Source organism: Oscillatoria sp. HE19RPO (assembly GCF_024220515.1).
In the GTDB taxonomy this organism is placed as follows: Bacteria; Cyanobacteriota; Cyanobacteriia; order Cyanobacteriales; family Laspinemataceae; genus Laspinema.
This window is the reverse complement of sequence record NZ_JAMXOT010000374.1, coordinates 1-12,171: the sequence shown is the minus strand read 5'-3', so window position 1 is coordinate 12,171 and position 12,171 is coordinate 1. Positions and strand designations below refer to the sequence as shown.

Genomic DNA, 12,171 nt, shown 5'->3' with positions numbered 1-12,171 from the left:
CATCTTTGTAGTTGACTTTGACAGTGCTGCCGTAGAAGCGATTGGGTGAGTCGCCAAGATGTCGATCCATCTCACTCAGGAGGTTTATTGCAATCCGTGAATGGCGATCGCTAGAGCCGTTCATGGCGTAAACCAAACCCCGTCGGTATTCGTGGCGGATGGGGTTTTGGCGATCGAGGGCCAGGTAGTCGTCGGGGCTGATATGGTGGGGAATGGCAATCATGGGGGTCTATTGGGTAAACTACGAGACACCCGTTTGGGTGGGTGGGAAACCCTACCACCATTTTAAACCCGAATTCGGATTGGGTATAGTCTAAAATATAGAAAGCTGTTTGGCATCTAAATTGTGAAAAACCCTCAACCCACCGTGTTGTATGGGGAGCTTTGAGCTTCCCGGGGTGGATCAGATCAATGCTGAACGGTTTAGTCATCTAGTGGACGAGATTAGGGCTAAGTTATGACTCAAGAACTCGTGGATTTAAGAACCAGCATTTTAGAGGGACGGTATCCCGATGCTTTGGCAATCATTGATGAATTAGAAGGGATGAGTAAACAGGCCATTTTGAGGAATATTCAATCGTTTTTGTTACGCATTTTAATTCATTTGATTAAAAATCAAGTTGAACATCGCTTGACGAATTCTTGGGCAACTTCAATTCGCAGTTCGTTACGAGAAATTCAGAAACTCAATTTAAAGGATAATAAAATTTCTTATTATGTGAAACAACATGAATGGCAGGAAATGCTAGAGGTGGAATTTGAGGAAGCAATTCGCGAGGCGAGTGAGGAAGTATTAGAGGGTGAGTATAGTCCGGATGAACTGTGGGAACGGGTCAATCAAGAGGAGGCGATCGCCACGGCACAAGGTTTGCTCAATTTGACTTATCTCCATTCCGCTAAGGAATTACCCGCCATGATTGATGAAAGTTTAACCCGGTTAGCGGGGGGAGAGGAGTGGAGTGCTGGCAAGTGGCGGAAAAAATAGTATGCGGAGGAGGCGATCGCCTACCGGAGGGAGAATTTATACGGTGATTCTCTCCACAGGGCGATCGCGATTCTTTGGCCGAAAATAAAGCGGCGATCTCCCGATATCCGGAACCTTGGCGATCGCCTCCAACAACGCCCCTTTATTTTTCTCGGAAACCTGTTCTAATCCCTTCCTAAGCGCTGCTTCAGCAACTTGTCTCACCCCCACCTCCCAATCCCCTTCGGATAATGTAGTATTCCCATTCACCAGATGCAATAAATCTTCACGAATCATCTTCCCAAATTTATTTTTAAATTGTCGCTGCTGAGTCAAAACCAATTCAAACTGACCCCCTAGAGTTGCCAGTTCAGAAATGATTTGAGCATTATAAAAAGGAACGCCTAACACCGTGGATTCATACCCCACCACAAAGATAATCCGCGCCCCGGGTTGACAAACTCGGTTGATTTCCTGGAAAATCAAGGCTACATCCAGGCAATATTGAATCACGGTGAAAAATCTATTTCTCCGATTGGCCCGATTTGAGCCAATTTCAGATTTGGCTATTTCTAGTAAATTCCAATTTAAAAGCTCTACAGAATTGCGATAATTTTGATGGTAATTAAAAACGTTAATATAGGGAGGAGAGGTTAAGACAAAATCAATGGTATCGTTAGCCACTGGCAGACATCGAGCATCCCCTAAATAGCTTTTTACGGAATTTTCCGACTCAGGAAAGTCTCGAATATCTTGACGAATTTCCCAAAATATGTTATGAATTTCGGGGATAGGAATCTGTTGCTGATTGTCTACATCTAATAAAATGACCAAGGCATCTAAAATTGCCTGTTCTAAAGGTTGGGAATTCTGATAAATGGGAAATAAATGGGTTGGAAACTCTGTAACTTTTAGGCGATCGCATTCTAACGCCTGAAATAACTCCGGTTGGGGGAACTGTTGCTGTAATTTGCCCGATACCGAGGTCATCACTTGATTGCGATCGCCAAGGCTGAGGTTGATAAACTCATAGAGACGACTGAGAATCCAAGCTGCTGGATTTAACTCACATCCCACCGCTTGTAATCCCAAATACCCGCATTCATACAATACCGTTCCACTGCCACAAAAGGGGTCCATAACGGTCGCATCTCGCGGACAATAGGCGAGTAACAGGTTTTCCACCAATTGCGGCGAAAATTGTCCGCGCCAGGTAAAGAGGTTGGTTCGGCGTTTGTCTTCTATGTCTAAAAGGGTTTGGGGAATCCCCTGATTAAAGTCCTGCACCGCACTTGCCGAAAATTTGTTTCGGAGTCGGTGGGCGAAAAATGTACTCATGGCTGTGACTTGAAATGAATAGAAGGCGATCGCCCCAGGGAGGTCCCTGAACATCCCCAGTCTATCCTCCCCATTTTCGCCAATTTTACCACCCAGTGGCCCCATCGGAACCTATCTTAATGACCCCCTCCCTGAAAGGTTCTCTTCCTAAAATTACAGATACGCAATTTTAGACTCAGAATTTACCTCATTGCTCAATTACCAATCATTAACTTGATAAGTGGGGCTACTGGGCGAAAAATAGGGGCCTCACCCCCTTAAACTGAGGAAAATTGTTACAAAATATTAAGTAAGGAGTGCGAATGTAAACGTGATGATGCAAAATATCCGTATTTGCAAAATCCAGTCGAAGTCAAAAGTTTTTTTGTGAACCACATTCCCCTAGAATACAGCTAGGGAAAAGTGGGGTAACTCAGGAGAAAGGGACTCAAACCCCATCACTGAGTAAAAAAACCTAAAGACACAAAATCCGAGAAAGGTCTTGCAAAACCCAGATTAATATTCTATATATCTGGATACACACTCTCATTGTTGGAGGAAGTAGTTAATGAGTATCGTCACGAAGTCCATCGTGAATGCAGATGCTGAGGCTCGCTACCTTAGCCCCGGCGAATTAGATCGGATCAAGTCTTTCGTCACCACTGGTGAGCGCCGCGTTCGCATCGCCCAAATCATGAGCGAATCCCGCGAGCGTATCGTCAAGCAAGCTGGCGATCAACTGTTCCAGAAGCGTCCTGATGTGGTTTCTCCCGGTGGCAACGCCTACGGTGAAGAAATGACCGCAACCTGCCTGCGCGACTTGGACTACTACCTGCGTTTGATCAGCTACGGAATCGTTGCTGGCGACGTCACCCCGATTGAAGAAATCGGAATTGTTGGTGTTCGTGAAATGTACAAATCTCTCGGCACCCCCATTGAAGGCGTTGCAGAAGGCATCCGTGCCATGAAGAACGTAGCTGCTTCCTTGCTGTCTGCTGAAGATGCAGCCGAAGCTGGCTCCTACTTCGACTACGTTATCGGTGCGATGCAGTAGAGCTGTTCTCTACTCCATTCGTTTAAGGTAAATAATCACAGATCGCGCAGTTTAAGGAAACATAAAAAATGCAAGACGCAATTACTGCTGTTATCAACTCTTCTGACGTCCAAGGTAAGTACCTAGACAACACCGCTCTTGACAAACTCAAGGGCTACTTCCAAACCGGCGAACTCCGCGTTCGTGCTGCAACCGCTATCAGCGCCAATGCAGCCACCATCGTTAAGGAAGCTGTTGCCAAGTCCCTGCTGTACTCGGATGTAACCCGTCCCGGTGGTAATATGTACACCACCCGTCGCTATGCAGCTTGCATTCGTGACCTCGACTACTACCTCCGTTATGCCACCTATGCGATGTTGGCGGCTGACCCCTCCATCCTCGATGAGCGCGTGCTCAATGGCTTGAAAGAAACCTACAACTCCTTGGGTGTGCCCATCGGTGCAACCGTGCAAGCAATCCAAGCTATGAAAGAAGTGACCGCCGGTTTAGTAGGTCCTGATGCCGGTAAAGAAATGGGCGTCTACTTCGACTACATCTGCTCTGGCTTGAGCTAAATGTGGAGTGTGGAGCCTGTAGAGCAGCGATTGAAAAATCATCGCTAACTCGGACAACGCTCTATTAACTCGACCTAGTTTTGAGGACAGGGAAGTCAAGAGTGAGTGTTAGCTCGTCAAAGGCTTGAGAACAGATTTCGATGAGTTTTAACGAGCTAGTATTGACTCTGGACTCCCTGGCTTCAATTAAGATAGTTTTGTTCAGATACAAATTTTTTCCACCGAAACAGGAGCAAGAAGCCCATGAGAATGTTCAAAGTGACGGCTTGCGTACCAAGCCAAAGCCGGATTCGCACCCAGCGGGAATTACAAAATACCTATTTCACCAAGCTCGTTCCTTACGACAACTGGTTTAAAGAGCAGCAACGGATTATGAAAATGGGTGGCAAAATCATCAAAGTGCAACTTGCCACTGGCAAACCCGGTATGAACACCGGCATATCTTAACTCTTACGGACATAACTACAGAAAGCACTCCGAGCTTTAATGAATATGGAAAGAGGTCTTTAGGGCCTCTTTTTGCATTTCATTGGTCATTTGTCCTTGGTCATTTGTCCTTGGTCATTTGTCCTTGGTCATTTGTCCTTGGTCATTTGTCCTTGGGGGACGGGGGAAAAGTTCGTAGTAACGACTTCAGTCGTTATCCCCTCTTATACGGAATCCAGTTGTCAAAGGTCTGTAAAAACCCGCACCCTGTTCGCGTAGCGTTCCGTAAGGAAAGGGTGGAGCTATACGGACGAAGCCCGCCTGCGCGGGCTAAAAGCGAAAACCTACTTTTAACAACCGGATTTGATATTAGTTCGTAGTAACGACTTCAGTCGTTATCCCCTCAAAGTTCGTAGTAACGACTTCAGTCGTTATCCCCTCAAAGTTCGTAGTAACGACTTCAGTCGTTCCCTCCTTCCGCGTTCATTCGGGAAATCATAAAATATACTGAACTAAACTGTATGTAGTTATCGGACTTGCTTTGGATGCAACGCCTACTGATTCCCGTTTTCGATCCGGCTGTCAAAGAATGGGCCTTAGAAGCTCGATTGTTGCGATGGTTGACCTTCCTCTGGCTGTTTGTCGGGTTGGCGGTGCTCTTTTCCGCTTCCTATCCCAGTGCCAATGCGGAGTTTGGGGATGGACTCTACTATTTTAAACGGCAACTAATCTGGGTTCTGGTTGGCTTAATCGGCTTTAATGTCCTGGTTTATACCCCCCTGCGATACATTCAAGGTATTACGGATTGGGCGGTAATTATCCTGCTGGGGTTGATTTGGCTGACGGTTGTTCCGGGATTTGGGACCACGGTGAATGGTGCTACCCGGTGGTTAAAGTTGGGTCCGGCTTTGATTCAACCCTCGGAGTTAATTAAACCGTTTCTGATTTTGCAAGCGGCGCGGATTTTTGGCAACTGGAACCGCTTGACTTGGCAGGTCAGAATTAATTGGTTGGTGATTTTCGTGGCGGTCCTGTTGGGAATCTTGGTGCAGCCGAATTTGAGTACCACGGCCCTCTGTGGGATGACGATTTGGTTGATTGCTTTGGGGTCGGGTTTACCGTTTTCTTATTTGGGGAGTACGGCATTTGGAGGGTTCCTCCTGGCGCTGTTGAGTATTAGCATTAAGGAATATCAACGACGAAGAGTGATGTCGTTTTTAAATCCTTGGGCCGATCGCTTTGGAGATGGATACCAGTTGATTCAAAGTTTGTTAGCGGTGGGTTCCGGGGGGACTTTGGGGACGGGGTATGGTTTGTCCCAACAAAAGCTGCTGTATTTGCCGATTCAATATACGGATTTTATTTTTGCCGTGTATGCCGAGGAGTTTGGATTTGTTGGCAGTATGGTCCTGATGCTGCTGCTGGGGAGTTATGCAACAGTGGCGGTGTTGGTGGCGTACAAGACTCGGGAAATTGTGCAGCAGTTGGTGGCGATCGGGGTGATGGTGGTGATGATTGGACAGTCCCTGCTGAATATTGGAGTGGCGACGGGTGCTCTACCAACGACGGGTTTACCCCTGCCGCTGTTTAGTTATGGGGGGAGTTCAATGATTGCCAGTTTGATGTGTGCGGGGATTCTGATTCGGGTGGCAAGGGAAAGTAGTACCGGGGAGGTGGTGTCGTTGGCGGATAAGCGGCGATCGCGCTTCGGCAGAGGACGGAGGAAGCGTTAGGGTTGGATGCAGTAAAGGTTAGAAACCGGGTTTCTTCACAAAATCTCTGGTACTTCGCAACAAATCTGGGCTAGAAACCCGGTTTCTTGTCCTAAGCACTTTCTGTACTGTTGCTTGATGAGGGGTGAAAACAAAGGGTAGAAAAAAGAGGAGGGGCGATCGCTGATTCTTCACACCCCTCCATTTCGTTAACTATCTGGATCTACACCCAACTCACGCAACCGTTGCGCTAGTTTTTCCGCCCGTTGGCGTTCAGTTTCCGCCCGTTGGCTCTCGGTTTCCGCTCGTTGGCGTTCAGTTTCCGCCCGTTGGCTCTCGGTTTCCGCTCGTTGGCGTTCAGTTTCCGCCAGTTCTTCGGGCCATCGCAGGAGTTCACCATCGGCATTCCACCAGCGCAACCAATTGCCTGTGCGGTTGTCACGGGTTCCCTGCCAAACGCCTAAAAATAGCTCTAGTCCGGGAATCCAATAGAGACCGTTAGCATCGGGGGTCTGTATTTGATATCGGTTGGATTCTAAAGCGTACAGTTCTAAATCAGCCATTTGGGGATGAAATATCGCATAAATGGGTACTTTAATAATTTGTTCGTAAAAGTACCATTTGCCGATGCGCTTTTGAACTTCCATTGAGTATTCTTCCCCATAAGTATCCGATAGGAATTCCATGACAATGAGTGGAATGGGTCCTTCGGTATGGGGAGTGTAGCTGCGACGGGGTTCGGGACTGGACCAAGGTGCAACGGGACGAATGTACATCCAATCGGGGGCCTTGCAGATGGGACGGTTATTAATGCCAGCACACAATGCAAAGTTGGACGAAATTAAGGCATCTTGGCATAACTCCGGAGTCAAAGAGTGACGGAGGGCATTGGCTAATAAAGGATGTTCTAAGTTTTCCACGGGGTCGTCTGGGAGTACAAAGTCTTCTGGGAGTGTAGGCCAGGTAATTTTTATCTCAGAAACTGAGGTTTGAGGTAGAACAGACATTATGCAACCTCGTATGACTGTTGATAATGGATTGAGTTTTATTGTAGCGGATGGTAGGAGGCGATCGCATCCTGTCCCAACTCTACATCGACTCATGAGGCAGGGCGATTTTATTGAATAAATTTTGACTAAAATAATGGATATAACATTTTCTATCCTTTTAAAACAATTTAATTTTTCACACTAAATTATATGAATAAATACAAGAATTATTCGACATCATTTGATGAAAAAATTTTTTTTACGGGTTAGTCCGACTATCCGGAAACGACTGAAGTCGTTACTACGAACGGGGGGAAGGGTTTTTAGTTTGAATATCCGGAAACGACTGAAGTCGTTACTACGAACGGGGGAAGGGACCGATCGCAATTTTATTGGGTTGAGTTGGATGAGGGCGATCGCTGGGGTGCCCTCTACGTTACAATTGTTCATATTGGGCGTTTTCCCCGGTTAAGCATGATTGATTCTGTGCAAACTTCTCTGTACCACCTGCAACAACTCGCTGATGGTCTCGTTTCTAGCCAATTGAGCCACCTCTCCTGGGTGAGTGTCTTGATTATTTTTTTGGCGGGGTTGCTGACTAGCTTGACCCCTTGTATGTTGTCGATGCTGCCGATTACGATTGGCTATATTGGCGGGTATGAGGCCCAAAGTCGGATTCAGGCGGCGGCGCAGTCTACTTGGTTTGCTTTGGGTTTGGCTACTACCCTCGCTGCATTGGGTATTGTCGCCGCTTATGTGGGTCAGGTTTATGGTCAGGTGGGGATTGGTTTGCCGATTCTGGTGAGCGTAATTGCAATTTTAATGGGTCTCAATCTTCTGGAGGCGTTACCGTTGCGTTTGCCTTCTTTGGATGGGATGGAGTTGATTCCCAAGGATGTGCCGGATGGGGTGCGTTCCTATTTGTTGGGACTCACCTTTGGGTTGGTGGCTTCTCCTTGTAGTACCCCGGTTTTGGCAACGTTATTGGCATGGATTGCTAGTACCCAAGATGTCATGTTGGGAGGTGCTTTATTACTGGCTTATACGGCGGGTTATGTGGCTCCTTTGATTTTGGCGGGTACGTTTACCGCTACTATTAAAAAGTTGCTGGAAGTGCGTCGCTGGTCTGGTTGGATTACGCCGGTTAGTGGAGCGCTTTTGGTGGGGTTTGGGGTGTTTTCTCTATTATTTAGACTGCTTCCAGTGGTGTAGGAATTGGGTAGATTGGAAAGGGTTTTTTGTTGTATTTGATGACAAGGGTCACAGGGTAAATTAGAAATGACAAATGATACGCAGAAGTTAAGCAGTTGGGTGTCGGTTCCAAAGCGGTTTTTTCGGCGGGAACTGTTGCCGTTTTTGGGGGATTTACGATTGGCGATCGCCCTCTTATTAGCCATCGCCGCATTTAGTATCTCTGGGACTGTCATTGAGCAGGGTCAATCTCCGGCTTTTTATCAATCTAACTATCCTGAATCTCCGGCTCTTTTTGGCTTCTTGACTTGGAAGGTAATTCAAGTTGTGGGGTTGGATCATGTTTATCGGACTTGGTGGTTTTTAGCTTTATTGGTGTTATTTGGTTCGAGTTTAACCGCTTGCACCTTTACCCACCAATTCCCGGCTTTAACGGCGGCGCGGCGGTGGAAATTTTATAAGACTCCTCGGCAGTTTGAAAAGCTGGCGCTGAGTGCTCAAGTGGATGAGGCGAATCTGAATCAGTTAGAAACGTTATTACAAAAACGGCGTTATTTAGTCTTTCGGGAAGGAAATACCCTGTATGCGCGAAAAGGGTTAATGGGGAAAATTGGCCCGATTTTGGTTCATGCCAGTATGTTGATTATTCTGGCGGGTTCAATTTTGGGTGCGATGACGGGTTTTATGGCTCAGGAAATTATTCCGAGTGGGGAAACCTTTCAGGTACAAAATATTATTGATGCCGGTCCATTTTCGATGTCACAAGTTCCGAAAGATTGGGCAGTTCATGTGAATCGGTTTTGGATTGATTACCAGCCGGATGGGACGATTGACCAGTTTTATTCTGATTTGTCGGTGATTGATAAGGAGGGTCAGGAACGCGATCGCCAGACGATTCATGTGAACAAACCCCTACGGTATCGCGGGGTGACGATGTATCAAACGGATTGGGGTGTGGCAGCGGTTCAGGTTCAGTTGAATAATAGTCCGATTTTTCAACTACCGATGGCGCTTTTAAATACCGGAGGTGGTGCGCGATTATGGGGCACTTGGATTCCGACTAAGCCGGATTTGAGTGAAGGGGTTTCTCTGTTGGCGCAGGATTTACAGGGAACGCTTTTACTCTATGATATGGAAGGGAAATTAATGACGAGTCTGCGTCCCGGGATGGAAACTCCGGTGAATGGGGTGACGCTGAAGATTAAGAAGGTGATTGGGAGTACGGGGTTACAAATTAAAGCGGACCCGGGTATTCCGATGGTTTATTTAGGGTTTGGTTTGTTAATGTTGGGGGTGATGATGAGTTACGTTTCTCATTCCCAGGTTTGGGCGTTAGAACAGGATGAGGAACTGTATGTGGGTGGAAAAACCAATCGCGCTCAAGTGACGTTTGAGCGAGAAGTGATTGAAATTTTGGATAGTTTAGAGGAGAAACAGAGTCCCGATGAGGTGGCGATCGCCTCGGGTTCTTTGGCGGGTCAAAATTAATAGACCTGTTGCAAAATTCTGGATTGATCCCCCCAACCCCCCGGGAGATCCCCCTCCCGTCCCCCTTAAGAAGGGGGAGGCCAGAGGAATAAATATTTAGTTCCTGGGGGGCTTTTTATGATTAAGGCTGAGGTTTGCTATGGCGAACTTCTATCACAGTGTGGACGTTGCCTCGGGGGTAAAAGTCGCCTTTGATGGTGGCTTCTAGGGGGTCACAGGCGGCTACGAAGTCATCGAGGATTTGATTGATGGATTCTTCGTGGGAAATGTAGCGATCGCGGTAACTATTGATATAGAGTTTGATCGCTTTGAGTTCCACCACCCGTTCATTGGGAACATAGGTCAGGTAAATGGTGGCAAAATCGGGATAGCCGGAAAAGGGACATTTACAGGTAAATTCCGGTAAGGTGATGTGAATGTCATAGCGTCTGCCGACTCGGGGATTGGGAAAGGTAATTAACTGTCCCTCTTCGATTTCCCGTTCCCCATATTTGACCTGTGGGGTGTCATCGGCAGGGATGGCGGTTGGCGATACATCGGACTGCATGGAAGATTTACTCATTTTGACTGAATAGGGACTTAATGTCTCGTGATTAATTCTATGGTGACAGAATTTGCTCCGATTCGGAGAGTCTTGGGGTCCTAGACCTTGAAGGAAGGGACTCCAGGATTTAAGATGGAAAGCAAAGATTGGTTCAGGGTCTAGGCGATCGCCCTCTAATCTGGAGTTCATGCCATCCTGTCTTGATTGCCAACTGCCTCAATCGTAGAGATTTGTAGCAAATCCTTGACGAACCAGGGTAAGGCTTGTTGTAATCTGAGGCAGAGTCCTATCATCAAAAAGACTCCGAACGGTTGCGATCGCCTCCCGTCCTCCTACTACCCGAAAAGCCCTTATGCGAAATGTTGCTGCATCCGGCAATCTGCCGACAACCCCCCCGACTGCTTCTAATCAACCTTATTCTCCTTCGGTTCCCATCTCTCTGTATCGAGAAGTCGTCGCTGAGTTACAAACGGCGCAGGAACGGTTGGATTCCTTGACGACTCAAAATCATCAGTTACTTCAACAAAATAAGCAACTGCGCCAGGAAATTGAATCGGTGGTTCAATCTGCGGTGCATTTACAGCAGGTGGTGGATGCTTGGGAACCCCAGAGTCCCCCAATGAACCGTAGTGGCGATCGCACCCAACGGGGGGAATCCGCCTATGCCACCCCACCCCATCCGGAAAGTGGTCATCCGCAGTTAAGTGGGGTTCCCGGTTCTGCGGTGGGTTCTCCCTTTGCGATGACGGAGATGGGTGCAACTCCAGGTCCCGGAGAGCCTTTATTTACTGAACAGCCGGAAACTCGTCCTCGTCGCACCACCCGTCCGGTGAAGCGATCGGACCTCGGGGGATTTGGATTGATTATTATGATCCTTCTGATTGTGGTGACGGCGTTTGGTGCCGGGTATTGGATTGTGCGTCCTTTATTAATGCAGCAGCAGCGTTAAAGGCAGTTTATCCGGTGTTGGGTCTGTCTAACGGACCTGTGTACTCCTGAGTCAGGCGATCGCAATTTTCCTGACTCAGACTCTGTTTATTTTTGCACCTCAATTGCAAAACTCCATCCCGGATTTACTCGGTACGAAACCTGGCGTCCCTTCTCTTCATTCCCCAGGTCAACCGATGGATAAAAGCATAGGAATTATATCATTGATAATGCTCGGCGGGGTTAGGGGTAATCCCCCCTATTTTCATCCATAATTCGGGCGATCGCCGATCCGTTTCATCGGGTTGTGAGGGTTTCTTAACCTAATCTGACGGGTCTCTTTAATAATTCTTAATTCTCCCCAAACCGTTGACAAATCACCCTGGATTTAGTAATCTAAGTAACAGAAATTTGAACCCAGTTGGCAACGGTCAAACGAGACCTACAATATGCATGAAGACCCTCGAATCCGGTCGATCGCAAATCTTCCCCCGCAAAAACACAGTCAGGGAAACCGCCTCCATCCGGAACCGGGTAGATTGGTCATGCCTAGGAGAGGGTAATGGGACATGAGGAATATCTCATCTCAACCCTAACTTAAAGATTGCCAAATTATCTAGGATTTACGCATCAGAAATAGAAATTAGGTTGAATGGCTTACCCGACTGTGCACCTGAGTTCTATCCCTATTCTCCGTTGGCCGGTAAAATGTAGAATAAGTTCCGGTTTTCAAATTTTCCAGACTTTGAGCGACCATCAATTGAAAAAAATCAGTCGAGCTTAAAGAGTTTTCAAAAGGGAGTTTAAGGCTTGAGGGTGTTCAAAATAGAAACAACGGGTAACGGATTTAAACGGAGTCAACCTGGATTAGGGGATTCCAACAAATAAATCATCCTTGCTTTGATGCGATCGCACCTAACAAGGCTCTTTTAGCCCGCGCAGGCACCGCTTTGTCCGTGTAGCCCCAGGCTTGAGCCTGCGGGTTTTTTGAAGGTTTTATTTTTT

Annotated in this window: 13 protein-coding genes; 8 read left to right on the top strand and 5 right to left on the bottom strand. The window is 47.2% G+C overall.

Features of this window, described 5'->3' with window-relative positions; translation table 11 throughout:
* On the bottom strand, positions 1 to 223 hold a 223-nt coding region (locus NG833_RS26995), incomplete at its 3' end, for a Uma2 family endonuclease (RefSeq protein ID WP_254568364.1).
* A 234-nt stretch (positions 224 to 457) separates the two neighbouring features.
* Here NG833_RS26995 and NG833_RS26990 point away from each other — a divergent pair.
* Positions 458 to 985, top strand: a complete 528-nt coding sequence (locus NG833_RS26990; RefSeq protein ID WP_254568363.1) for a DUF29 family protein — start codon at positions 458 to 460, stop codon at positions 983 to 985.
* Between the two features lie 36 nt (positions 986 to 1,021).
* On the opposite strand, the gene NG833_RS26985 is transcribed toward NG833_RS26990, so the two are convergent.
* Positions 1,022 to 2,356, bottom strand: a complete 1,335-nt coding sequence (locus NG833_RS26985; protein ID WP_254568362.1) for a DNA methyltransferase — start codon at positions 2,354 to 2,356, stop codon at positions 1,022 to 1,024.
* A gap of 493 nt (positions 2,357 to 2,849) precedes the next feature.
* Between NG833_RS26985 and apcA the strand changes: the two genes are divergently transcribed.
* The 4 genes from apcA (at position 2,850) to NG833_RS26965 (ending at position 6,048) form a co-directional block, all read left to right on the top strand.
* Positions 2,850 to 3,335, top strand: a complete 486-nt coding sequence (gene apcA, locus NG833_RS26980; RefSeq protein WP_254568361.1) for an allophycocyanin subunit alpha — start codon at positions 2,850 to 2,852, stop codon at positions 3,333 to 3,335.
* 68 nt (positions 3,336 to 3,403) lie between these two features.
* Positions 3,404 to 3,889 carry an allophycocyanin subunit beta gene (apcB, locus tag NG833_RS26975; protein WP_254568360.1) on the top strand — a complete coding sequence of 162 codons (486 nt, stop codon included), beginning with the start codon at positions 3,404 to 3,406 and terminating at the stop codon, positions 3,887 to 3,889.
* A gap of 243 nt (positions 3,890 to 4,132) precedes the next feature.
* Positions 4,133 to 4,336, top strand: a complete 204-nt coding sequence (locus NG833_RS26970) for a phycobilisome linker polypeptide (protein WP_015147227.1) — start codon at positions 4,133 to 4,135, stop codon at positions 4,334 to 4,336.
* Positions 4,337 to 4,860: 524 nt separating this feature from the next.
* The gene (locus tag NG833_RS26965; protein ID WP_254568359.1) at positions 4,861 to 6,048 is read left to right on the top strand and encodes an FtsW/RodA/SpoVE family cell cycle protein; all 1,188 of its coding nucleotides are present in this window, start codon (positions 4,861 to 4,863) and stop codon (positions 6,046 to 6,048) included.
* A gap of 188 nt (positions 6,049 to 6,236) precedes the next feature.
* On the opposite strand, the gene NG833_RS26960 is transcribed toward NG833_RS26965, so the two are convergent.
* Both NG833_RS26960 and NG833_RS26955 read right to left on the bottom strand, forming a co-directional pair.
* Positions 6,237 to 7,034 carry a Uma2 family endonuclease gene (locus tag NG833_RS26960; protein WP_254568358.1) on the bottom strand — a complete coding sequence of 266 codons (798 nt, stop codon included), beginning with the start codon at positions 7,032 to 7,034 and terminating at the stop codon, positions 6,237 to 6,239.
* Positions 7,035 to 7,253: 219 nt separating this feature from the next.
* Entirely contained in the window at positions 7,254 to 7,466 is a 213-nt protein-coding gene (locus NG833_RS26955; protein ID WP_254568357.1) for a hypothetical protein, read from the bottom strand.
* 24 nt (positions 7,467 to 7,490) lie between these two features.
* Between NG833_RS26955 and NG833_RS26950 the strand changes: the two genes are divergently transcribed.
* Positions 7,491 to 8,228 (top strand): cytochrome c biogenesis protein CcdA, encoded by a 738-nt coding sequence (locus tag NG833_RS26950; protein ID WP_254568356.1) that lies wholly within the window; start codon positions 7,491 to 7,493, stop codon positions 8,226 to 8,228.
* 66 nt (positions 8,229 to 8,294) lie between these two features.
* The gene (locus NG833_RS26945) at positions 8,295 to 9,695 is read left to right on the top strand and encodes a cytochrome c biogenesis protein (RefSeq protein ID WP_254568355.1); all 1,401 of its coding nucleotides are present in this window, start codon (positions 8,295 to 8,297) and stop codon (positions 9,693 to 9,695) included.
* Positions 9,696 to 9,816: 121 nt separating this feature from the next.
* Here the strand turns inward: NG833_RS26945 and queF are convergent, their stop codons facing one another.
* Positions 9,817 to 10,242, bottom strand: a complete 426-nt coding sequence (gene queF / locus NG833_RS26940; RefSeq protein ID WP_254568365.1) for a preQ(1) synthase — start codon at positions 10,240 to 10,242, stop codon at positions 9,817 to 9,819.
* Between the two features lie 349 nt (positions 10,243 to 10,591).
* On the opposite strand from queF, the gene NG833_RS26935 reads away from it, so the two are divergent.
* Positions 10,592 to 11,188: a bZIP transcription factor gene (locus tag NG833_RS26935; protein ID WP_254568354.1), complete on the top strand. Its 597-nt coding sequence runs from the start codon at positions 10,592 to 10,594 to the stop codon at positions 11,186 to 11,188.
* Positions 11,189 to 12,171: the final 983 nt, after the last annotated feature.

What these genes read in the sequence shown, in the direction of transcription:
- NG833_RS26965 (WP_254568359.1), top strand. Translation starts at nt 4,861, where the DNA reads ATGCAACGCCTACTGATTCCCGTTTTCGATCCGGCTGTCAAAGAATGG.
- NG833_RS26945 (WP_254568355.1), top strand. Translation starts at nt 8,295, where the DNA reads ATGACAAATGATACGCAGAAGTTAAGCAGTTGGGTGTCGGTTCCAAAG.
- NG833_RS26960 (WP_254568358.1), bottom strand. Translation starts at nt 7,034, where the DNA reads ATGTCTGTTCTACCTCAAACCTCAGTTTCTGAGATAAAAATTACCTGG.
- queF (WP_254568365.1), bottom strand. Translation starts at nt 10,242, where the DNA reads ATGCAGTCCGATGTATCGCCAACCGCCATCCCTGCCGATGACACCCCA.
- NG833_RS26970 (WP_015147227.1), top strand. Translation starts at nt 4,133, where the DNA reads ATGAGAATGTTCAAAGTGACGGCTTGCGTACCAAGCCAAAGCCGGATT.
- NG833_RS26990 (WP_254568363.1), top strand. Translation starts at nt 458, where the DNA reads ATGACTCAAGAACTCGTGGATTTAAGAACCAGCATTTTAGAGGGACGG.
- NG833_RS26935 (WP_254568354.1), top strand. Translation starts at nt 10,592, where the DNA reads ATGCGAAATGTTGCTGCATCCGGCAATCTGCCGACAACCCCCCCGACT.
- apcB (WP_254568360.1), top strand. Translation starts at nt 3,404, where the DNA reads ATGCAAGACGCAATTACTGCTGTTATCAACTCTTCTGACGTCCAAGGT.
- NG833_RS26955 (WP_254568357.1), bottom strand. Translation starts at nt 7,466, where the DNA reads ATGAACAATTGTAACGTAGAGGGCACCCCAGCGATCGCCCTCATCCAA.
- apcA (WP_254568361.1), top strand. Translation starts at nt 2,850, where the DNA reads ATGAGTATCGTCACGAAGTCCATCGTGAATGCAGATGCTGAGGCTCGC.
- NG833_RS26950 (WP_254568356.1), top strand. Translation starts at nt 7,491, where the DNA reads ATGATTGATTCTGTGCAAACTTCTCTGTACCACCTGCAACAACTCGCT.
- NG833_RS26985 (WP_254568362.1), bottom strand. Translation starts at nt 2,356, where the DNA reads ATGTTCAGGGACCTCCCTGGGGCGATCGCCTTCTATTCATTTCAAGTC.